The sequence below is a fragment of the Pseudomonas sp. C9 genome (assembly GCF_002000165.1).
Classification (GTDB): domain Bacteria; phylum Pseudomonadota; class Gammaproteobacteria; order Pseudomonadales; family Pseudomonadaceae; genus Aquipseudomonas.
The window spans coordinates 4,721,605-4,742,304 of sequence record NZ_MPAK01000001.1 but is presented as its reverse complement, the minus strand read 5'-3'; the positions used below and the strand labels follow the sequence as shown (position 1 = coordinate 4,742,304).

At 58.8% G+C, this 20,700-nt stretch carries 22 protein-coding genes and 1 pseudogene; 11 read left to right on the top strand and 12 right to left on the bottom strand.

The window, feature by feature from the left end; genetic code table 11:
* Nucleotides 1-3: 3 nt before the first annotated feature.
* Both BMS17_RS22200 and BMS17_RS22195 read right to left on the bottom strand, forming a co-directional pair.
* Nucleotides 4-282 carry a lipid-A-disaccharide synthase N-terminal domain-containing protein gene (locus BMS17_RS22200; protein ID WP_046032577.1) on the bottom strand — a complete coding sequence of 93 codons (279 nt, stop codon included), beginning with the start codon at nucleotides 280-282 and terminating at the stop codon, nucleotides 4-6.
* Complete coding sequence (locus BMS17_RS22195) at nucleotides 279-1,019, bottom strand: glycosyltransferase family 2 protein (RefSeq protein WP_046032578.1); 741 nt, start codon at nucleotides 1,017-1,019, stop codon at nucleotides 279-281. The genes BMS17_RS22200 and BMS17_RS22195 overlap by 4 nt, the downstream gene beginning before the upstream one ends.
* A gap of 312 nt (nucleotides 1,020-1,331) precedes the next feature.
* Between BMS17_RS22195 and BMS17_RS22190 the strand changes: the two genes are divergently transcribed.
* Nucleotides 1,332-1,979 (top strand): YceH family protein, encoded by a 648-nt coding sequence (locus BMS17_RS22190; RefSeq protein ID WP_046032579.1) that lies wholly within the window; start codon nucleotides 1,332-1,334, stop codon nucleotides 1,977-1,979.
* A gap of 306 nt (nucleotides 1,980-2,285) precedes the next feature.
* On the opposite strand, the gene BMS17_RS22185 is transcribed toward BMS17_RS22190, so the two are convergent.
* Entirely contained in the window at nucleotides 2,286-2,804 is a 519-nt protein-coding gene (locus tag BMS17_RS22185) for a cupin domain-containing protein (protein WP_046032580.1), read from the bottom strand.
* Between the two features lie 9 nt (nucleotides 2,805-2,813).
* Complete coding sequence (locus tag BMS17_RS22180) at nucleotides 2,814-3,632, bottom strand: shikimate 5-dehydrogenase (RefSeq protein WP_046032581.1); 819 nt, start codon at nucleotides 3,630-3,632, stop codon at nucleotides 2,814-2,816.
* Nucleotides 3,633-3,878: 246 nt separating this feature from the next.
* On the opposite strand from BMS17_RS22180, the gene BMS17_RS22175 reads away from it, so the two are divergent.
* The 3 genes from BMS17_RS22175 (at nucleotide 3,879) to BMS17_RS22165 (ending at nucleotide 4,962) form a co-directional block, all read left to right on the top strand.
* On the top strand, nucleotides 3,879-4,253 hold the full coding sequence (locus BMS17_RS22175) for a hypothetical protein (protein ID WP_077431769.1): 375 nt from the start codon (nucleotides 3,879-3,881) through the stop codon (nucleotides 4,251-4,253).
* 231 nt (nucleotides 4,254-4,484) lie between these two features.
* Nucleotides 4,485-4,679, top strand: a complete 195-nt coding sequence (locus tag BMS17_RS22170) for a hypothetical protein (protein WP_007944773.1) — start codon at nucleotides 4,485-4,487, stop codon at nucleotides 4,677-4,679.
* A gap of 100 nt (nucleotides 4,680-4,779) precedes the next feature.
* Entirely contained in the window at nucleotides 4,780-4,962 is a 183-nt protein-coding gene (locus BMS17_RS22165) for a hypothetical protein (protein WP_046032584.1), read from the top strand.
* Here the strand turns inward: BMS17_RS22165 and BMS17_RS22160 are convergent.
* Complete coding sequence (locus BMS17_RS22160) at nucleotides 4,959-6,020, bottom strand: AI-2E family transporter (RefSeq protein WP_077431768.1); 1,062 nt, start codon at nucleotides 6,018-6,020, stop codon at nucleotides 4,959-4,961. The two genes, BMS17_RS22165 and BMS17_RS22160, sit on opposite strands and share 4 nt — an antisense overlap.
* A 178-nt stretch (nucleotides 6,021-6,198) precedes the next feature.
* Between BMS17_RS22160 and yegQ the strand changes: the two genes are divergently transcribed.
* Nucleotides 6,199-7,524 carry a tRNA 5-hydroxyuridine modification protein YegQ gene (yegQ, locus tag BMS17_RS22155; protein WP_077431767.1) on the top strand — a complete coding sequence of 442 codons (1,326 nt, stop codon included), beginning with the start codon at nucleotides 6,199-6,201 and terminating at the stop codon, nucleotides 7,522-7,524.
* Nucleotides 7,525-7,566: 42 nt separating this feature from the next.
* Here yegQ and BMS17_RS22150 read toward each other — a convergent pair whose 3' ends face one another.
* Complete coding sequence (locus BMS17_RS22150; RefSeq protein WP_046032587.1) at nucleotides 7,567-8,430, bottom strand: LysR family transcriptional regulator; 864 nt, start codon at nucleotides 8,428-8,430, stop codon at nucleotides 7,567-7,569.
* Between the two features lie 98 nt (nucleotides 8,431-8,528).
* Between BMS17_RS22150 and BMS17_RS22145 the strand changes: the two genes are divergently transcribed.
* The gene (locus BMS17_RS22145; protein ID WP_077431766.1) at nucleotides 8,529-9,446 is read left to right on the top strand and encodes a DMT family transporter; all 918 of its coding nucleotides are present in this window, start codon (nucleotides 8,529-8,531) and stop codon (nucleotides 9,444-9,446) included.
* 178 nt (nucleotides 9,447-9,624) lie between these two features.
* Nucleotides 9,625-10,944 (top strand): hypothetical protein, encoded by a 1,320-nt coding sequence (locus BMS17_RS22140; protein WP_139348110.1) that lies wholly within the window; start codon nucleotides 9,625-9,627, stop codon nucleotides 10,942-10,944.
* Between the two features lie 41 nt (nucleotides 10,945-10,985).
* On the opposite strand, the gene BMS17_RS22135 is transcribed toward BMS17_RS22140, so the two are convergent.
* Complete coding sequence (locus BMS17_RS22135; RefSeq protein ID WP_077431764.1) at nucleotides 10,986-11,699, bottom strand: FadR/GntR family transcriptional regulator; 714 nt, start codon at nucleotides 11,697-11,699, stop codon at nucleotides 10,986-10,988.
* A 280-nt stretch (nucleotides 11,700-11,979) separates the two neighbouring features.
* Between BMS17_RS22135 and BMS17_RS22130 the strand changes: the two genes are divergently transcribed.
* Nucleotides 11,980-13,326 carry an MFS transporter gene (locus tag BMS17_RS22130; protein WP_046032591.1) on the top strand — a complete coding sequence of 449 codons (1,347 nt, stop codon included), beginning with the start codon at nucleotides 11,980-11,982 and terminating at the stop codon, nucleotides 13,324-13,326.
* Nucleotides 13,327-13,350: 24 nt separating this feature from the next.
* A complete protein-coding gene (gene gudD, locus BMS17_RS22125) occupies nucleotides 13,351-14,694 on the top strand; it encodes a glucarate dehydratase (protein ID WP_077431763.1) in 1,344 nt (447 codons plus the stop codon).
* 1 nt (nucleotide 14,695) lies between these two features.
* Here the strand turns inward: gudD and BMS17_RS22120 are convergent.
* A pseudogene (locus BMS17_RS22120) lies at nucleotides 14,696-15,589 on the bottom strand (LysR family transcriptional regulator).
* Between the two features lie 162 nt (nucleotides 15,590-15,751).
* On the opposite strand from BMS17_RS22120, the gene ampC reads away from it, so the two are divergent.
* Nucleotides 15,752-16,918, top strand: a complete 1,167-nt coding sequence (gene ampC / locus BMS17_RS22115) for a class C beta-lactamase (protein ID WP_139348109.1) — start codon at nucleotides 15,752-15,754, stop codon at nucleotides 16,916-16,918.
* 213 nt (nucleotides 16,919-17,131) lie between these two features.
* On the opposite strand, the gene BMS17_RS22110 is transcribed toward ampC, so the two are convergent.
* Together BMS17_RS22110 and BMS17_RS22105 are read right to left on the bottom strand one after the other, a co-directional pair.
* Complete coding sequence (locus tag BMS17_RS22110) at nucleotides 17,132-17,503, bottom strand: DUF6124 family protein (protein WP_046032595.1); 372 nt, start codon at nucleotides 17,501-17,503, stop codon at nucleotides 17,132-17,134.
* A gap of 260 nt (nucleotides 17,504-17,763) precedes the next feature.
* Nucleotides 17,764-18,336 carry a DUF4174 domain-containing protein gene (locus BMS17_RS22105; protein ID WP_046032596.1) on the bottom strand — a complete coding sequence of 191 codons (573 nt, stop codon included), beginning with the start codon at nucleotides 18,334-18,336 and terminating at the stop codon, nucleotides 17,764-17,766.
* A 179-nt stretch (nucleotides 18,337-18,515) separates the two neighbouring features.
* On the opposite strand from BMS17_RS22105, the gene BMS17_RS22100 reads away from it, so the two are divergent.
* Nucleotides 18,516-18,884: a VOC family protein gene (locus tag BMS17_RS22100; RefSeq protein WP_077431762.1), complete on the top strand. Its 369-nt coding sequence runs from the start codon at nucleotides 18,516-18,518 to the stop codon at nucleotides 18,882-18,884.
* Nucleotides 18,885-18,904: 20 nt separating this feature from the next.
* On the opposite strand, the gene BMS17_RS22095 is transcribed toward BMS17_RS22100, so the two are convergent.
* Both BMS17_RS22095 and BMS17_RS22090 read right to left on the bottom strand, forming a co-directional pair.
* Complete coding sequence (locus tag BMS17_RS22095; RefSeq protein WP_077431761.1) at nucleotides 18,905-19,690, bottom strand: sulfite exporter TauE/SafE family protein; 786 nt, start codon at nucleotides 19,688-19,690, stop codon at nucleotides 18,905-18,907.
* Between the two features lie 227 nt (nucleotides 19,691-19,917).
* The gene (locus BMS17_RS22090; RefSeq protein WP_077431760.1) at nucleotides 19,918-20,667 is read right to left on the bottom strand and encodes a hypothetical protein; all 750 of its coding nucleotides are present in this window, start codon (nucleotides 20,665-20,667) and stop codon (nucleotides 19,918-19,920) included.
* Between the last annotated feature and the right edge of the window lie 33 nt (nucleotides 20,668-20,700).

Genomic DNA, 20,700 nt, shown 5'->3' with positions numbered 1-20,700 from the left:
AACCTACTCCTTCAGGTCTTTACTTTTGGCGATCAACTGCAAGTTGCGAAAATAAACGAGGGAGCCGAAGGCCTGGCCGACAATGAACACCGGGTCCTCCCGGTAAATGGCGTACGCGAGCAGCAGGGTGCTGCCGACGATGCTCAGGTACCAGAAGCTCACCGGGATCACGCTGCGTTTTTTGTACTCGCTGTACAGCCACTGCAGGATAAAGCGGCCGGTAAAGGCGATCTGGCCAATAAAACCGACTGCCAGCCACATGGCTTCGCGGGAAAGATTCATCCTTCAATCTCCTGCGCATGGGTGTTCAGGCGCGTGCGTTTGATCAGCCACCAGACGCCGATCAGGTCGAGAATGCCCACCAGGGCGCGGTCGAGATTGCCGTACTTGGATACCCCGGCGGTGCGCGGGCGGTGGTTGACCGGATGAACGATCATTCGGCCGTTATGGCGCTGGATCAGCGCCGGGATATAGCGATGCATGTGGTCGAAGTACGGCAGGCGCAAAAACGCAGCACGCTCGATCAACTTCAAGCCGCATCCCGTGTCCGGGGTGGAATCCTTGAGCAGTCGGCTGCGCAGGCCGTTGGCGAGACGCGAAGCCCAGCGCTTGCTCGCGGTATCGCGGCGATTGACCCGGTGCCCAGCCACCAATTGCACATCGACGCGTCCCGGCTCTCCGCGCACCAGCGCCAGCATACCGGGGATGTCCGCCGGGTCGTTTTGCCCGTCGCCATCGAGTGTGGCCAGCCATTGTCCGCGCGCTTCGAACGCCGCGTGGTAAAGCGAAGTGCTCTGCCCCAGCGAACGTTCATGGTGCAGGATACGCAATGCGTCCAGCCCGTTGTGCCGCATTTGCCGCAGTTCGTGCAAGGTGGCGTCGGTGCTGCCATCGTCAACGACGATGATTTCGTAAGCCTCATCGGCCAACGCCACGCGGATTTCCTCAAGCAGTGGCCTGAGGTTGTTTGCTTCGTTTTTGGCTGGAATCAGTACAGATACAAAAATGTCTTGGTTCATGGAGTCTCTCTCGCCTTTATTGGTTTTTTGTAAGCAGAGGCGAATGAAGGTGTCGTACACCGAGTGACTCGATGCATGGGGCAGAAGTTCGGGGCGATGCGGCCAGAGGCCACGACGCCTTGTACGGCGCGCACGACGTCGCGCGAGCCCGCCTAAGGTGCCCGCGCTTTTGTAAAAAAGTCGTTAATATTTCATCTAGGTTTCGTCATGGTTACTGCGGGGCGCACGACGAATTCAGTTGCCATTGGCGCTCGCCAATCTAAAGTGCATCCAGGCACGTGAAAAACATGAACCGGGCAAGGATTCGCAACCATGAGCACTGAGCAAGAAACAACCTCTGACGAGCCGCGACTTAGCAGCACGGAAATCCGCATTTTGGGCTCGCTGATCGAGAAACAGGCCACCAGCCCCGAAACGTATCCGCTGACCCTCAATGCCCTGGTGATCGCCTGCAACCAGAAAACCAGCCGCGAACCGGTGATGAACCTGACCCAGGGTCAGGTCGGCCAGAGCCTGCGGGCGCTGGAAGGACGCGGCTTCGCCAAACTGGTGATGGGCAGCCGCGCGGATCGCTGGGAGCACAAGGTCGACAAAGCCCTGGAACTGGTGCCGGCACAAGTGATTTTGACAGGCCTGTTGTTCTTGCGCGGCCCGCAGACGACCAATGAATTACTGACCCGCAGCGGGCGCATGCATGAGTTTGAAGACGCCGAACAGGTGGTGCATCAGCTGGAACGTTTGATTGCCCGGGGCTTGGCACTGTTAATTCCAAAGCAGGCCGGCCAGCGGGAGGACCGGTATATGCATGCGTTGGGTGATCCGGCAGACATCGAGGTGATTCTGGCGGCACGGCACAATCCGGTGGAGCGAGGCAATGCCAGCGGGGTGTCGGTTGAGCGAATCGAAGAGCTTGAAGCGCGAATTGCCGCGCTGGAAGAACGCCTGGCCCGCCTCGAATAACCCGTAGCAGCTCGTCCGGCTTGTAGCAGCCGTCGAGCAGCGCGAGGCTGCGTCCGGCTTGTAGCAGCTGTCGAGCAGCGCGAGGCTGCGTCCGGCTTGTAGCAGCTGTCGAGCAGCGCGAGGCTGCGTCCGGCTTGTAGCAGCTGTCGAGCAGCGCGAGGCTGCGTCCGGCGGCGAAGCCGTCGTGAGTCAGGCTAACGCTGTCTGTCTGAAACACCGCAAGTTCTGGTTCAGCGCCTGCTTCGCAGTCGGACGCAGCCTCGCGCTGCTCGACAGCTGCTACACGCTGCTACACGCTGCTACAGGTTACTCACCGTCCCAATAATCCACGCCGTCGCCCGGCCGGGCGATGGCAACGAAGCCCGAAGCCTTGCCCTCGGCATCCACCTTGAAATCATCCATCACCGCATATTTACCGGAATCCGGGTACTCGCAAATTTCCGGTGATTGCTGAGTGCTCACCGCCAGATAGCGCAGTTCAGCGTTGCTGGTATTGATGATCTGATGCGCCGCTTCCGGACCACCTGACGGACAAGCAATCACGTCGCCCGCACGGATGGGAAAACGCTCGGTCCCGAGGCGTACCTCCCCTGCCCCGGCCACGACGTAAAACATCTCCTCGTTGACCCGATGGCTATGAAACGGGCTGCCACGCATGCCCGGTTCCAGCGCATACAGCCGATACCCAAGCTTTTGCGCGCCCAATTGCTGGCCAACGCGAGCGAAACGCTGCTGGTAGCGACCGGCCGTGTCGCCGGTAGGAGCCAGGGCTTCGGGCAACGGTTCAAGATCGACCTGGTTCAGATTGAGAATGCGCGGGTGCATAGGCACCTCCTAGCTGCGGGCAAATTCCACGGCTTTGTGAAACTGCTCATCCGTGGGCCTTACACCGGTGTACAACACAAACTGCTCCAGTGCCTGGATCGCGATCACTTCCAGCCCCGTGATGACCCGCTTGCCTTGCGCACGACCGCTCACGATCAGCGGTGTTTCCGAGGGAATCGCCACCACATCGAAGACAGTCTGCGCGCTGGCAATCGCGTGCGCATCAAACGCCAGTTGATCAGCTTCCGGACCGCCCGTCATGCCAATCGGTGTGACGTTGATCAGCATTTGCGGGCGCTGTGCGCCCAGTTCCGCTTGCCATTGGTAGCCCAGCGACTCAGCCAGGGCGCGTCCGGCGCGTTCATTTCGGGCGACGATCAAACCGTTTTTGTAGCCGCCATCACGCAACGCGCTGGCCACGGCCTTGGCCATGCCGCCGCTGCCGCGCAGGGCAAAGGTCGACTCTTTGGGCACTTCGTGGGTCTTGAGCAGTTGTTCGATGGCAATGTAATCGGTGTTGTACGCCTTTAAATGGCCATCGGTATTAACGATGGTGTTGATTGATTGAATGGCCGCCGCCGAGGCGTCCAGTTCATCAACCAGCTCGATACACGCTTCCTTGAACGGCATCGACACCCCGCAGCCACGAATGCCCAAGGCGCGAATACCGCCGACAGCGCCGGGCAAATCCTGGCTGCTGAAGGCCTTGTAATAGAAATTCAGGCCCAGTTGTTCATACAGGTGATTGTGAAACCGCAGGCCGAAGTTGCCGGGACGCCCGGAGAGCGACATGCACAGCTGAGTGTCTCGGTTGGGGTTCATCTGCATGAAACTTTCTCCTTCAATAGCACTTTCAGATGGACGGGATTAGCCAATCCATCGGGTCTGATCGATCATAATCAAAGGCCTGCGCGAGGTAGCGCGGGTCCGTCAGGAAATCGGTACAGACCTTACACAAAATTTACCTATCGGCCGTGCTGTTTTTCAAAAAAAAGCTGTCTTAGAGGTATCCCCGCGACAATCCTTGGGTCTATTGCAGACGCAAGCGCCGGGTCGAAAAGACGAGGATTTATCATGAACCGTAAAATCACCACAGTGGCCTTGCTGATCGGCGCACTCGCTGTCGCAGGGCAGGCACAAGCCCATGGCGGTGGTTGTGGTAACTGCTGGCAAGGTCCGGCGATTTTTGGTGCGCTCGTCGGCTCGGCCATTGTCGGTTCGGCCGTGATCAACGCCAACCGGCCGGTCTATGTTCAACAACCGGTTTACGCTCAGCCGACGCCGGTTTACATGCAACAACCGCCACCGGTTTATTACCAGCCTGCACCGGTCTACGTGCAACAGCCGGTCTACTACGCCCCGGCACCGGTTTACTACGGTCCCCCACGTGGTTATTACGGCCCGCCGCGCGGTTACTATGGCCCTCCCCGTGGCTATGGCCACTGGTAACAGCATTCCCCGGCCCCGCCTCAACAGCGGGGCTTTTTTGTGACCGTTCGTCGGCGAACGTCTGGATAAATCGCGTCAAGGTCGCTGTGGGGACAGAGTGGGTGGTTCAAATGGGCAAGATTGACATGACCCGCCCTCGCCTTGCGCCAAACGGTCATATTTTTGTCATATCAGGTCCGCAAGCTTGGATCTGTCCGCAAACAACAGGTTGATAACAACAAGGACGACCTCATGCCTACGCAAAACCCGCACCGCATTGTCGGTTTGTGCACTTCCAGCAAGGTGTACAACGCTTTGACCGAACTCAAGCACCTGGAAGGCCATCGCAGCGCCAAGTTTCTTTCGCTGCTGGCGGAAAACCTGGTACGCAAGGGCCTGCTCAACGAACACGAAGTGGTTCACATGCTGGATCTGGTCGTCGACTGAGGCGAACACTCATCGGCGTCAATGACCACTATCGAACGTGTTGATTGTCCGTTCCTGCGCGAGGTCCTTAAGGTAGCTCCATAGATTGATGGAGGTACTTATGTCCCAGGTTCAGATCATGTCCGTTATCGGCAGCGCCGTTCCCTCATCGCTTAGAGAACTGGGTTTGCTTGCCTGTTGGTATCTGGTGCAGGACGGCGAAGCGATCAGCGGTCCGCTCACCTCGCTACCCGCCGCCCAGGCCTTGTCGCAGCGCATCGGCCAAGGCCTGCTCAGCGCCTAAGGCAACTGCACCCGCGGTTTGGTTTCGATGAAAATGTCCCAACTCGACATGAACAGGGCCGCGATCAGCGGCCCGATAACGAAACCGTTGAGGCCAAAGATCGCCAGACCGCCCAGTGTCGAGATGAGGATGAGGTAGTCCGGCATCTTGGTGTCCTTGCCCACCAGGATCGGTCGCAAGACGTTATCCACCAGGCCAATCACAAAAACCCCGTACAGCCCCAACGCCACACCCTGCCAGATCGCCCCGCTGAGCAGGAATAACGCCGCCACCGGCGCCCAGACGATCCCTGCCCCCACCGCTGGCAACAGCGACAAAAACGCCATCAGCACCGCCCAGAGCAACGCGCTCGGGATGTCCAGAAACCAGAATATTGCCCCACCCAAAGCGCCCTGCGTGATCGCCACCAGCAGGTTGCCCTTGACCGTCGCCCGCACCACGCGATTGAACTTGAGTTGCAAGCGACGCTTCTGGTGCTCCTCCAGCGGCACCGCCGCGCGAACCTTGCGTGCCAGTTCGGCGCCGTCGCGCAAAAAGAAATAGAGCAAATACAGCATGATGAAAAAACTCACCACAAAATCAAACGTGCCCTGGCCGAAGCTGAACGCCTGAGTGGCGAAAAACTCATTGCCCGTCACCGCGCTCTTGATGATTTTCTCCCGCAGCCCGCTCAATTCGCCCACCCCGAACCGGTCAAGCAGGTGCTGGAAGTACGGCGGCAGGCTGTGCTTGAAATGCGAGACGAACCCGGCGATATCCAGTTCACCACTTTCGATGCTTTTGTACAGCGTGGTCCCCTCTTGAACCAGCAGGAAGCCAAGGATGATCACCGGCAGGATCGCAATCACCAGACAGATACTGAGCGTGAACAGTGACGTCAGGTTGCGCTCCCACCCCAGTTTCAATTGCAGTCGGCGCTGCATCGGCGCAAAGAGGATGCCGAGGATCACCGCCCAAAACACCGCACCGTAAAACGGCAGCAGAATCCAGATGAAGGCGGCGGTCACCAGCCATAGCAAGATCACCAGTGATCGGTTGTGTACGGTTTCTTCGCTCATGTCCGGTCCGTGTCAGTGCGCAGGGGGACGCAGGCTCTTGTACTGACGAGCCTTTCTGATACTTAGTCCGCCACGGTTCGCGCGAGTGCCATCCGTTTGTTCATCAAGCATAGATCCAGATCAATAAACCCCTCGGGCAAGCCGATTACGCTCCTTGGCTTTTGCGACCGACACTGCCATGACTCCCCTCGCCCCCGAACTGCTCGCCCCTGCCGGCACCTTGAAAAACATGCGTTATGCCTTCGCCTACGGCGCCGATGCGGTGTACGCCGGCCAGCCGCGCTACAGCTTGCGGGTACGCAATAACGAATTCGATCACGCCAACCTCGCCCTCGGCATCAAGGAGGCCCAGGCCCAGGGCAAGCGTTTTTACGTGGTGGTGAACATTGCGCCGCATAACGCCAAGCTCAAGACCTTCCTCAAGGACCTGGCACCCGTAATCGCCATGGCGCCGGACGCGCTGATCATGTCGGATCCGGGCCTGATCATGCTGGTGCGGCGACACTTTGCGCAGATGCCGATTCATCTGTCGGTGCAGGCCAACACCGTGAACTGGGCCAGTGTCGAGTTCTGGCAGCAACAGGGGTTGAGCCGGATCATCCTGTCGCGGGAACTCTCGCTGGAAGAAATCGGCGAAATCCGCGAACAGGTGCCGGCCATGGAGCTGGAGGTGTTTGTCCATGGCGCGTTGTGCATGGCCTATTCCGGGCGCTGCCTGTTGTCGGGCTACATGAACAAGCGCGATGCCAATCAAGGCAGTTGCACCAACGCCTGCCGCTGGAAATACTCGGCGCAGGAGGCCACGGAAAATCAGCTCGGCGAAATCGTCCAGCAATATCAACCCGAACCGACCCTGGGCCTCGGCGCCCCCACCGACCAGGTGTTCCTGTTGCAGGAAGCCAATCGGCCAGACGAACTGATGCCGGCCTTCGAGGACGAACACGGCACCTACATCATGAACGCCAAGGACCTGCGCGCCGTTCAGCACGTCGAGCGTCTGACGCACATGGGCGTGCACTCGCTGAAAATCGAAGGCCGGACCAAGTCCCATTTTTATTGCGCGCGCACTACGCAGGTGTATCGCCGGGCCATCGACGACGCCGTGGCCGGGCAAGCATTCGACCGCAGCCTGATGACCGACCTGGAGTCGTTGGCGCAGCGTGGCTACACCGAAGGATTTTTGCGACGGCATGTGCATGACGAATACCAGAACTACCAGAACGGCAGCTCGGTGTCGGAACGACAGCAGTTTGTCGGTGAACTGACCGGAGAGCGCCGCGATCGGCTGGCTGAGGTCAAGGTGAAAAACCGCTTTGGCCTGGGCGATCACATGGAACTGATGACCCCCAAGGGCAACTTCCATTTCGATTTACATCAGCTTCAGAACGCCAAAGGCGAACCGATTGAAGTCGCGCCGGGGGATGGGCACACGGTGTACTTGCCGATTCCGGACGCGGTGGATCTGAACTTCGGATTGCTGATGCGCGACGTCCGCGTGACCTGAGCTCCAAACACGAACGGAACCCTGTGGGAGCGAGTTTGCCAGTCACGCGAACTCCTCGCGCAGCATCGCCACAAACGCTTCGCGCGCCGGGTGAACCCCGGCGTTTTCATGCCAGTAAAACAAATTGTCGATAGCCGTCAGCTCAGGAAATTCATACCCCGCGCACCCCGCCCCCTTGGCGTACTGATCAAACACCCCTTTGGGCACTAACGCGACACCGGCACCCGCGCTGACACACCCGACAATCGCGCCATAACTCGCCAGACTGACAATCGGCAGCGCCAGCCCCTGACGCAACAACCAATGTTCCAGCGCCGCCCGATACGGACAACCCTGGGGCCACATGAAGACGGTCTTGTCCTGCAAATCCGCAATGCTGTGCACCGCTCCCAGCGACGTTGAGGCAATCAACAAAAGCTCTTCGCGGTACATCGGTGTGCGCTTGAGTTGAGCGCGCTCGACATCCACGGCGACGATGGCGCCGTCGAGCCGGTGGTTGAGTGTGTCGTCGAGCAATTGGCCCCAGCTGCCCGTGGTCAATTCCAGCGCAACTGCGGGATAGCGCTTGTGGAATTTCGCCAGCAGCCGCGGTAAGCGACCGGTGGCCGAGGACTCGATGGCGCCGATGCGCAGCGGCCCGGAGGGGTCGGCTGACGGGTCCAATGCGCGCTTGGCCTCAACGGTCAGCGCCAGAATTTTTGAGGCGTAGGACAAAAACGTTTGCCCCGCCGCGCTGATGCGCAGCCCTCGACCCTCGCGCAGAAACAGCGCCACCCCCAATTCCGTCTCCAGCGCCTTGATCCGCGCCGTGATATTGGACGGCACGCAATGCAGCAACTCGGCGGCCCGGGCGATGCTGCCGACATCGGCCACGGTCTTGAACATGCGAATCTGCGCCAGCTCCATAATCATCACCAAAAGTGAACGGTCTACGCAGTATAAGTCAGTTGTGGAGAGCAATCCGAGTTCTGATACTCAATGCACCTACCTGATGGTGCACGACCATGAATTCACGCACGCACGCTCCCCGCTCGCCCTGGAAAATCATCCTCGCGATGGCTTTTGTCGTCGCGTGCTGGGGCTATTCACCGACCGGCATTCATATCGGATTGCAGGCCTATGACCCCGGACACCTGGCACTGCTGAGGTTTCTGATGGCCTCGGTGTTCATGGCGGTCGTCGCCGCGTTCAAAGGCATCCGCCTGCCCAGGCCTCGCGACCTGCCGTGGCTGGTTGCTCTCGGTTTTTTCGCGGTGAGCCTGCATCACGTCGTACTGAACATAGGCCAGCAGCATGTCACTGCCGGGGCTTCCAGCGTGTTGGCACAATCGACACCGTTGTTCAGCACGCTGCTGGCGCGTTTTGTGTTCAAGGATCGGGTCAGCCTCTGGCGCTGGGGCTGCATCGTGTCGGGAATGATGGGCGTGGTGATTGTGGTGGCCGGTGATCACGGACTGGGCGGCCTCGATGTTTACGGTTTGTTGATCTTGCTGGCAGCAGTGTCCTGGAGTTTTTACTTCGCCTTGCAGAAGCATCATTCCACGCGCTATGACGGCCTGACGCTGGTGTGTTACACGGTCTGGTCGGGCACGGCGCTGTTATTGATTTACCTGCCGGGATTGGCCAGCGAGGTCGTCAGCGCACCGGTTCATGTGCAGTGGGCGGTGCTGGCGTTGGGCATATTTCCCAGTGCGCTCGCCTATCTGGCGTGGGCGTTTGTGCTGACCCATGTGGACTTGAGCCGCGCAACCATGACGCTGTATCTGATCCCGCCGACCGCGATGGCCATCGCCGCTTACGCCTTGGGTGAACAGCCAACACTGATGGTCGGCGTCGGCGCCCTCGTGATTTTGATCAGTGTGCTGGCATTGAACATGGAACGACGCGCCACCGTTACCGCGAGCGGCCCGGTGCGCCCCTGAACGGCGGTAGCGCCGGGTTAAAGAATTACTGGGGGCTGCCGACCTTTTCAGTTCACATGTATGTGGCACTTATCGCCATGGATTGCCTATGACCCGCTTTGTTGTTATCGGTTTGCTGACGTTGATTTCAGGTTGCGCCAGCAAGCCAGTACCTGCCCCCGCGCCCAAGATACCGCCCATGACAACGGAGGAAATGCTCGACGAGCCACTGCTGACTCACTCGGTCATGCGTGATGCAGACCTGCTCAGCTATCTGGTGAGCATTCCCGAGCGAAACATGAAAAACACGCAATCAACCTTGCAGATGCAAGCCAACTGCGACGCCACCGGTGCCACCGCCCTGTTCCTCGACACACGTATCGTCTCCGGTTCCAGCACCGGGTCCTACAAGTCGCCCAAGAACACTCCATTGTCTGCGCCACTGCTGGCACGCCTGGCGCAGAACCCGAGCTTCGTCGAAGCCTGCGCGGAAACGCCCCCTGCGGATTGGCGTGTGGCCTTGGGCGGCGACACGGAACGCCGGCTGCTGATCGACCGCAATAGCCTCAAGACACAAGGCAGTTCCGTGTTGTTCTGGGGCGCGATTGATGAGCCGGCATTGCTCACCGACGCGAGCTATAAAGTGTTATTCGGACAAACTCGCGGCCGTTATCAAGTCGATTGCAAGGGCCAGACCTACCGCGTATTGAGCGAGTTCAAACTGGACGAAAAAGACCAGATCACCCGAGGAACGCTGCTTGCCGACGCCCCGCAAACAACCTTCGAGCAAGGTGCGGATGTCCGGCCTTTGTTGAAAGCGGCCTGCGCCCCGGCCTCCCAACTGTCGACCCTGGCGCCCTACTCTCCCCGCCGTAAAGTGGCGCAGGTCTATCAATCCAGACCCGTTGCGGCAAACGTACTCAAGTCGATTGCCGACCTGAACCTGGCACCGCCGGCCAAGGCGATCAAAAAGATCGAGATTCACTCGAAAAACGTCGGGTACTTGGGTGGCGCGCCGTCGCAAAGCGAGCAACGCTACGAAATCGATCCACAAAGTGGCCAGTTGAAATTGCAGTGGCCTGGCAAGGTGATAGACACCTACTCGGTCAATTTCCGCGGGCTGTTGACGCTACGCCTCGACAGCCAATACACCGACCGAAAACTGCCCGTGTCGTACGCAATCGATACCGAAAACCTCACATTCACCGGCGACTGGAGAACGATGGCGGTTGGCTCATCGTTGGGCTATCACATCACCCAACAGCGTCGCAGCACGCTCAAGGGCACCTCGCTCAACAGCGAAAAACTCGAGTGTGTGGTCGAGCGCCAAATTGACGCCGTACAGGTCAACACTTCATTGCAAGGCGGCGCAAAAGAACTGGCGTGCACGATTGAAGGGGGTGAGCTCAAAGTGAGCGTGACGATGTATTACCTTCAGGATTACGGTTACTTCTTCCGGTCGCGCTATCAGGCTGGATCGATAACGGATGTGCGAACGACCTTGCTCGCTATCGAATGAACTGACACAGAACCTGTGGCAAGCGCCCTCGCCACACAGTTTCAGCCACCCGGTGAAAACCGGTCGCGGCTGTTGGTCAGGTGCAGCCACATCGCCGCACGCGCCGCATCCGGGTCTTGCCGTTTGATGGCATTGAGAATCGCCTCGTGCTCGAGGTTGGCAAGCTGCCCGAGCTTGCTCAAATCTGCCGCACCGCGCTCGACGGCGTTGACGCGAGTCCGGGGAATCATCGCACTGCCCAGGTGCTGCATGATTTCGGTGAAACACACATTGCCGGTGGCTTCGGCGATCAACAGGTGAAAACGCCTGTCAGCCTCGACGCAGCTGTCGTTATTGGCCAGCAGGCTTTGATAGTCGTCCAGCGCTTCACGCATGTGCGCCAACTGCGCCGGCGTACGGCGTGTCGCCGCCAGTGCGGCGGCCTGAGTTTCCAGGCCCATGCGCAATTCCAGAATGCTGCGCACCCCCAGTGCAGTGTCGACATTCAACCGCAACCCTTGCTCAGGGGCACGCTCCAGCACAAAGGTGCCGATCCCATGTCGGGTTTCCACCAGGCCTGAAGCCTGCAACTTCGAAAGCGCCTCGCGCACAACGGTGCGACTCACCCCATGCTCCTGAACAATCGTGTTCTCCGACGGCAGCTTGTCGCCCGGCGACATCTGCCCGAGCAGGATGCTCTGGGTCAACTTGGCCACCAGGTCATGGGCCAGGTTGTGAGTGCGCTTGCGGGCAGGCGCGTCGAAGTCTTCTTGCATGGCGATCATCCAGAAACAGGGCTGGTTGAATCGTAGCACTGCGCCGGGCGGGAATCTCGACAAAACCTCGCCAACTTGTATGACAACACTCAACAAAACAACCAAACAGCGCCTTTTAAGACACAAGCACAACCCTGAAACAGAAGCCACACCTGCCAAAAAAGCGCCATTTTGTTGAGCAACCCCTATTGCGAAGCCAAAAAACCTAGTTGTATGATGTCTATCAACAACGCAACACCAGATACACCCCGCATAACAATAACGAGTGGGAGAAAATCCAGTGAATACATCCATACCCGGGATGAACGATGGCATCGATTGCGCCTTGAAATCAGCCATCGCGAAAGTGAAACGACATGTCCTTCCGCTGTTCGTCATCATGTTCATCGTCAACTACATCGACCGTGTGAACATCGGCTTCGTCCGCGCCCACATGGAACATGACCTAGGGATTGGCGCTGCCGCCTACGGCCTCGGGGCCGGGCTGTTCTTCATCGGTTACGCGCTGTTCGAAGTCCCCTCCAACCTCCTCCTGCAAAAAGTCGGCGCACGAATCTGGCTGACCCGCATCATGCTGACCTGGGGCCTGGTGGCCGCTGGCATGGCGTTCATCCAGAACGAAACCCACTTCTACATCCTGCGATTCCTGCTGGGCGTGGCCGAAGCCGGATTTTTCCCGGGGGTGATTTATTACTTCACTCGCTGGCTGCCGGGGGTTGAGCGCGGCAAGGCAATTGCGATCTTTCTCAGTGGCTCGGCGATCGCGTCGCTGATCTCCGGCCCGCTGTCCGGGTTACTCCTGCAAATCAGCGGCTTTGGCCTGCATGGCTGGCAATGGATGTACTTCATTGAAGGGATGTTTTCGGTCGGGTTGTGCGTGTTCGTCTGGTTCTGGCTGGACTCCAAACCCCACGACGCCAAATGGCTGAGCCGCGAAGAACAGGATGCGCTGGTCAATGCCATCGACGACGAGCAACAGGCCCGCGAAGCCGCGACACCGATCAAACCGTCGCTGGGCAAGCTGCTCAAGGATCGCCAGATCATTCTGTTTTGCCTGATCTACTTCTTTATCCAACTGACCATTTACGCGGCGACCTTCTGGCTGCCGAGCATCATCAAGAAGATGGGCGACCTCAGCGACATTCAGGTCGGGCTGTTCAACTCCATCCCGTGGTTGCTATCGATCGTCGGCATGTACGCGTTCGCAACGCTATCGACCAAGTGGAAACACCAGCAAGCCTGGGTCGCCGCCGCGCTGCTGATCGCCGCCGCCGGGATGTTCATGTCCACCACAGGCGGGCCGATCTTTGCCTTCGTTGCGATCTGCTTTGCCGCGCTGGGTTTCAAATCCGCTTCATCGCTGTTCTGGCCAATCCCGCAAGCGTATCTGGATGCGCGGATCGCCGCGGGCGTGATCGCGCTGATCAACTCGGTCGGCAACCTCGGCGGTTTCGTCGCACCGACCACCTTCGGCCTGCTGGAAGAACACACCGGCTCGATTCAGGGCGGGCTGTACGGGTTGGCAGCGACCTCAATCATCGCCGCGATCATTGTCTTCGCCGCCCGCAACAAACCGAAAACCGCGCCTACCACCGCACTGGGCAATCCAGCGCCCAATCACGCCTGATCTTTTGTTTTGAAGGATAAGAAAATGCACGCACAAGACACTGCAAAAGCGCCGATCATCACCAGCATGCAGGTGGTACCGGTGGCCGGCCACGATGGCATGCTGCTCAATCTGAGCGGCGCCCATGGCCCGTTTTTCACCCGCAACATCGTGATCCTCAAGGACAACGCCGGTCACACCGGTGTCGGCGAAGTACCGGGTGGCGAGCGGATTCGCCAGACACTGGAAGACGCCCGCTCACTGGTCGTCGGCAGCCCGATTGGCACTTATCAGAAGATCCTTAATCAAGTGCGCCAGACCTTCGCCGATCGCGATGCCGGTGGTCGCGGTTTGCAGACGTTCGACCTGCGCATCACCATTCACGCGGTCACGGGACTTGAAGCCGCCCTGCTCGATTTGCTCGGCCAGCACCTCGACGTGCCGGTCGCCGCCCTGCTCGGCGAAGGTCAGCAGCGCGATGAAGTGAAAATGCTGGGTTATCTGTTTTACGTCGGTGATCGCCAGCAAACCGATCTGGCCTACCGCAGCGAACCGGAGGCCGACAACGACTGGTTCCGCATCCGTCACGAAAAAGCCATGACCGCCGACGCCGTGGTACGCCTGGCGGTCGCCGCGCACGACCGCTATGGCTTCAAGGACTTCAAACTCAAGGGCGGCGTGCTCAGCGGTGACGAGGAAATCGAAGCGGTCACAGCGCTGGCCGAACGCTTCCCGGATGCACGTATTACGCTCGATCCAAACGGTGCGTGGTCGCTCAAGGAAGCGATTCGCCTGTGCCGGGATCAGCATCGCGTCCTCGCCTACGCCGAAGACCCGTGCGGCGCGGAAAACGGTTACTCGGGCCGCGAAGTCATGGCCGAGTTCCGCCGTGCCACCGGCCTGAAAACCGCCACCAACATGATCGCCACCGACTGGCGGGAAATGGGCCACGCCATTCAATTGCAATCGGTCGACATTCCTCTGGCCGATCCGCATTTCTGGACGATGCAGGGCTCGGTTCGCGTGGCGCAGATGTGCCACGAATGGGGCCTGACCTGGGGATCGCATTCCAACAACCACTTCGATATTTCCCTGGCGATGTTCACCCACGTCGCGGCGGCCGCACCGGGCGACATCACCGCCATCGACACCCACTGGATCTGGCAGGACGGCCAGCGCCTGACCAAAGCGCCGCTGCAAATCGTCGGCGGCTGTGTGCAAGTGCCGAAGAAACCGGGGCTAGGGGTTGAACTGGACATGGATCAGTTGGCCAAGGCCCATGAGCTGTACAAAAGCATGGGGTTGGGCGCACGAGATGACAGCGTGGCGATGCAGTTTTTGATCCCGGGCTGGAAGTTCGATAACAAGCGGCCGAGCCTGGTGCGCTGAGTCACTGGTCGCGCGGGAGTTGGTCTTGCGCGACCTGAAGTAGCCAGTCCTTGAACGCCGTCATGGCCGCCGTTTCAGTGCGGGACTGCAAGCGGGTCAGCCAGTAGCTGCCGGTGGTGATACCGATCGCGAAAGGCTGCTCGATCGCACCTGCCGCCAGTTGCCGGGAAAACATCAGCGGCGGCGCCAGTGCGATACCGGCGCCCTGAAGCGCGGCCTCCATCATCGCCAGTGAAGAGTCGAAAACGATGCTCTTGGCGGGCGGTGTATTGGCCGGTAATCCGCAGGCCTGAAACCACTCGGACCATTCGTCTGTACGGTAGGAACGTAACAAGGTTTGTTGCAACAGATCCTCAGGCGACTGCAATTGCCGGGCAAGTTCAGGAACGCATTACACCGACAGCGGCGCATCGATCAACCGCAACGCTTCAACGCCATGCCAGGCGCCGGCGCCAAATCGAATGGCGTAATCCAGACCTTCGGCGGCGACGTCCACACGGTTATTGTTGGTCGACAGGCGTAAATCTATGTACGGATGTTTCACATGAAAATCCGCCAGGCGTGGCAGCAACCACCCCACCGCAAACGTGCCCACCGCTCCCACCGATAACACCTCCCGATAATGCCCGCCTTCAAAGCGTTCGAGGGTTTCAGCGATTCGGTCGAAAGACTCGCGCAATACCGGCAGCAAGGTTTCCCCCTCGCTGGTCAGCATCAGCCCGCGTGGCAAGCGTTTGAACAGGGTCACGTTCAGTTGCGCCTCAAGACTTTTGACCTGATGACTCACCGCCGCCGGCGTCACGAACAGCTCCACCGCCGCCCGCGTGAAACTCAAATGACGCGCGGACGCCTCGAAAGCGCGCAATGCATTTAGCGGCAAGTGAGGACGAATCATGCCAACTCCATAATTTTTCTAATGGCTAACCCGAGATTTCGTCGTTTGTCGAAGTTCGGCAGACTGCCTAGATTCTGCTCGCCTGTTAGCTAGCCCGTTTTGCAAGAGCGCATGGAGTGTAGCGGGTTAACATCATCACAACTCATGAAGAGTGAATCAGACATGTATCAATACAAACTGCCAAGGCTAGCGACCTACAGCGTTTTCGCACTTCTGCTCGGCACAGCGCCGTGTTTCGCTGCAACACCGTCCGACCAGCAGCTCGAAGCCTTGGTCAACGCCACCGTCGGCCCGGTGATGCAGCAACAGAACATCACGGGACTCGCCGTTGCGATCACCCAAAATGGTCAGAAGCATTACTTTAATTACGGCGTAGCATCCAAAGAGGATGGCAAACCGGTCAGCCAGGACACCCTGTTCGAAATCGGCTCGGTCAGCAAAACCTTCACTGCCACGCTGGCCGCCTATGCACAGGCCAGCGGCAAACTGTCCCTGTCCGATACAGCCAGCGCTGTTTTACCAGCCTTGCGCGGCAGTGCGTTCGACCACATCAGCGTATTGCAATTGGCCACTTACACCGCTGGCGGGTTGCCGCTGCAGTTCCCCGACAACGCAGACCACGCGGATAAGATGCTGGGTTATTTCAAGCAGTGGACACCGGTGTATCCCGCCGGAACCCATCGCCAGTATTCGAACCCAAGCATAGGGCTATCCGGTTACCTCGCCGCCTACAGCATGGGCCAGCCGTTCGATACCCTGTTGGAAAAGACCTTGTTGCCGAAACTGGGCCTTGAGCACACCTACCTCAATGTCCCCAAAAACCAGATGGGGCTTTACGCGTTGGGGTACAACAAAGACGACAAGCCGGTGCGTCTCGAGCCGGGTGCTCTGGACTCCGAAGCCTACGGCGTGAAAACCAGCGCCTCGGACTTACTGCGTTTTGTCGAAGCGAACATGAAACCGGCAGGGTTGGAAAAGCCGCTACAGCAAGCCATTGCTACCACCCACACCGGTTATTACACCGTGGGCAACATGACGCAGGGGCTGGCCTGGGAGTTCTACCCCTACCCGGTCACGCTGGATCGGCTGCTTGCCGGTAATTCGACCGAGATGGCAATGGAAGCGCACAAGGTCAATTGGTTGAACCCGCCGCAGCCACAACAGGAAAACCTGTTGTTCAACAAAACCGGCTCAACGGGTGGCTTTGGTGCCTATGTCGCGTTCGTACCCTCGAAGGACATCGGCATCGTGATCCTGGCCAACAAAAATTACCCAAACCCGGAACGCATCAAAATCGCCCACACGATATTGAGTGCCCTGACCGAATAACCAAGAGCAACGCGACTCCTGTAGCAGCTGCCGAGCCCGCGAGGCTGCGCTCGGCGACGAAGTCGTCGTGAAATCAGACGATGCAGTTTTTCAGGAAAACCGCGTCCGCCGGGTTTACAACGACTTCGTCGCCGAACGCAGCCCTCACAGGCCCGGCAGCTACAGACGGATGGGTGACCCTTTGAGGTCACCCATTGTCGTTATGTCGCTCGCTTAATGCCGAGTCACTGGCGAACCGTCAGACGCATCGTCCTGCGGAACAAGGTTGTCCCGCACCTGGGTCACCAACAACTCAGCGATCATCGCCAACTGCTGGATCGAAAAGATTTCACCACGGTTCGGCGCGTCCAGTTTTGCCGCAAAATTCTCGAGCAGGGCATTCAGCGATGCGAGGGTTTCGCTGGCTTGCCTTAGCAGCGTCAGCGTGTCGACGCCGGGGACAACGGCGAATATCTGCCGAGCAGTGGGAACACGCCTGGGGCGTGGAATGACCGCCACTTCTGCGGTACCACACACCTTCACAGAATCGGGATGATCGGCATCGGTGGGCGTTTGCGGTTGTTGAGGCTTACTGATCTTTTTCACAGGCGGGGCTCCTTTTTCCACGGGGGTTTTCGTCCTTGGGTCCCTCAATATCGCGGACTTCAACAAAGGCTAGCGGTGCGCGCTGTAGGGCACCAGTTCATCAAGTGCTACACAACTTGAAGGAAATGTCCGAGGCCCGTGAAGGCGGGTACTTCACCTGCAAAAAAAATGGGCGATCGTTTAGATCGCCCATTGTCATGACGGTGACTGAAATCGGCGTTCAATCCCACCCATCAAAAGGAACAGACGCCCTCAACGTTTCAGTCATCCGGCATTTCCGGGGGCTTGGCCGGTTTGCCCGCTTTGCCAGCCTTTGCGCCCTTGGTGCCTTTGGCCCCATTGACGGGTTCGGCTTCAGCCGGGGGGGCTACGACCGCCGGCGCGGTGGCTTCTTTCTCAGCCGCTGGCAGGGCATCGATGGTGTCGAAAATCTTCTTCAAATCGACGGACTTTGACTCATCCCCCGAACTCTCAAGCTTCTTCTCGCCGTCCTTGCCGATCAGGATCACTTTGGGCAACGCCCCCGCACCAAGTTTCAGCGAGCGGATCAGTGCCATGGTGTCCTGCTGACCGAGGTCCCTGCCGTCAAGCTGCCCGAACATGTTCAGCACGCTGTACACCTTGATATTGCGTTGAGCGATCCCCTCTTTGTTGGCCGGATCAGCCAGCGACTTTTTCAGTCCCGTCCAGACCGGGTCGACGGTACTGGGCGCGATAACAATCAATGGCCTAAACCTGCCCTTGTCTATATCCAGCGGTGAATCGCCCTCGGCTGCGAACAAGGGACCGGCGAAAGCCAGCAAGGTTGTCAGGGTCAAAAACCTGATGAGCATGCGCATCTCCTTTTGATAACCACGCTCTAATGATTGCGCATCGCGGCGTTCGTTCCGGTGACGCACCGCAATTGTGTTTCGCCTTGACCCAAGCTTAGGTCAGGGCGGTCATTGCGCAACAGGCTGAGCTACTCTCATCACTTAAAACGACCCACCTGAACCGCCGTGAGGACAACTCCATGAGCGCTCAGTTGAACCACACCATCGTCTGGTGCCGCGACAAACAGGTTTCCGCGAATTTCCTCGCCGAACTCCTCGGCCTGCCCGCTCCCGAGCCTTTCGGCCCCATGCTGGTCGTCAAGTTCGATAACGGCGTGTCGCTGGATTTCTACAACAATGAGCCGCCGATTGCGTCCCAGCACTATGCGTTTTTGATCGGTGACGATGACTTCGACAACGCGTTCGCGCGCCTGCAAGCATGCGGACAGCCTTGGTGGGCTGATCCGGGCAAGCAGCGGCCGAAGGAAATCAACGATTACGCAGGGGGACGGCGGGTGTATTTCGATGACCCGGACGGGCATCTGCTGGAAATTTTCACCCGCGAGTGAAGCTGGCGCATGGGGTTGAATCAGAACGCCAGTTTGTAACCGATCAAAACCAACATGGTTGCCAGGCACGGGCGCAACAGTTCATCGGAGATGCGCCCGGTCAAATGGCTACCCAACCAGATACCCGGCAGCGAACCGATCAGCAGGTAACCCAGCACGTGCCAATCCATGTTGCCCATGCTCGCATGGCCAAGCCCGGCGACCAGCGTCAGTGGCACGGCGTGGGCGATTTCCGTGCCGACGAGGCGGCGGGTTGGCAACAGCGGGTACAGGATGAACAATGCGACGGTGCCCAGGGCGCCGGCACCAATGGACGTCAACGCAACCATGGTGCCCAGCACCAGGCCCGTGATGACGGTCATTACATTGAGGCGCGAACCGCTGGGGTTATAGTTGCCACCCGCGCGTTTGTGCGCGAAATCGAGCAGGCGCTTCTTGAACAGAATCGCCAGCGCCGTGGCGAACAGGACGAAACCCAGCGCTTGTTTGATGATGGCATTCATCGTTTCAGGCGCGGTGTGCAAGCTGCTCAGGAACCACAACGTCAACGCCACTGCCGGCACGCTGCCGAGGGTCAGCCAGCCGGTAATCGCCCAGTCGATGTTGTTGTTTTTGCGGTGAACCAGCACGCCACTGGATTTGGTGATTGCCGCGTACAGCAAATCGGTGCCGACAGCCGTCGCGGGGTTAATACCGAACCACAACAGGATCGGGGTCATCAATGACCCGCCACCGACGCCCGTCATGCCGACAATAAAGCCAACGACCAACCCGGCAATGACCAACCCGATGTTCACTAATTCCATTGATACGTCCACAAAGATCGCAGGAGAAATCTGGCCCGCAGCATAGCGATTTTTCTTATAACCACTTATATCGATGCGAACTATCGTTATACCCGAGACACAACTATCCCCCATTCCCCTGTAGGAGCTGAGCTTGCTCGCGATAGCGGTATAACATTCAACATATGTGGTGGCTCAAAGTCCGCTATCGCGAGCAAGCTCAGCTCCTATAGGGTTTGTGTCGGGGTTTATTGCACCGGCAGGAAATTCAGAAACAACAGACTCTGCGCGTAGTTCAAGCCAATGCGCCGGTAGCGTTCGTCCAGCATCTGCGTCAGCAAATCCAGGCGTGCGACGATTTTGCCGAACTCCACGGCAAAACTCAGGTTGCTGCCCTCCTCCGAAATTTCATTGGAAAACAGCAACGGCTCGCCATTGCTGTTTTGCCGTTGGCTGAGGATCCACGTGGCGATCTCGATGTTGCGCGCGGCATTGCTGACGAACGTCGGGTTGATCGCATCCGTCATGTAGAACTCCAGGCGATTGCCGTGAGCGGTCACCAGCATGCTGCCGATGGCATAGATGAAGGCACCGACCCGGTCACCGAGAAATTCCGGGCTCATGGCATACCGAAGGGCCGCCAGGTCTTTTTTACCGCCCAGGGTGGGCAACGGCTGTTGCAGCTCGATGGCCATGCGCACTTGTTTGCCAGCGGTTCGGGCATCGAGGAAACCGGATTTCTTCAGCTCATCGGGGTTGCGCAGGTAAAGCTTGCTCATCAGCAGGTAGAGGCTGTCGAGGTTGTCACGCATTGTCAGCGTGGCCATGCGGTCGACGCTGGTCTGCAGGAATTCCTGCGGCCTGCCTTCACGGAACTGGCTGACGATGTCGTTGCCCTGCTGCTGGCTGCAACCGCTGACAAAGAGCATTGTCAGGCAGGCCGAAAGCAGGCAACAGCGGTGGATCGGTGAGGTGATACGGGGTAAAACTCGAGCCATGGGTTCTTGAACTTGGGCATGGGCCGACGGTGG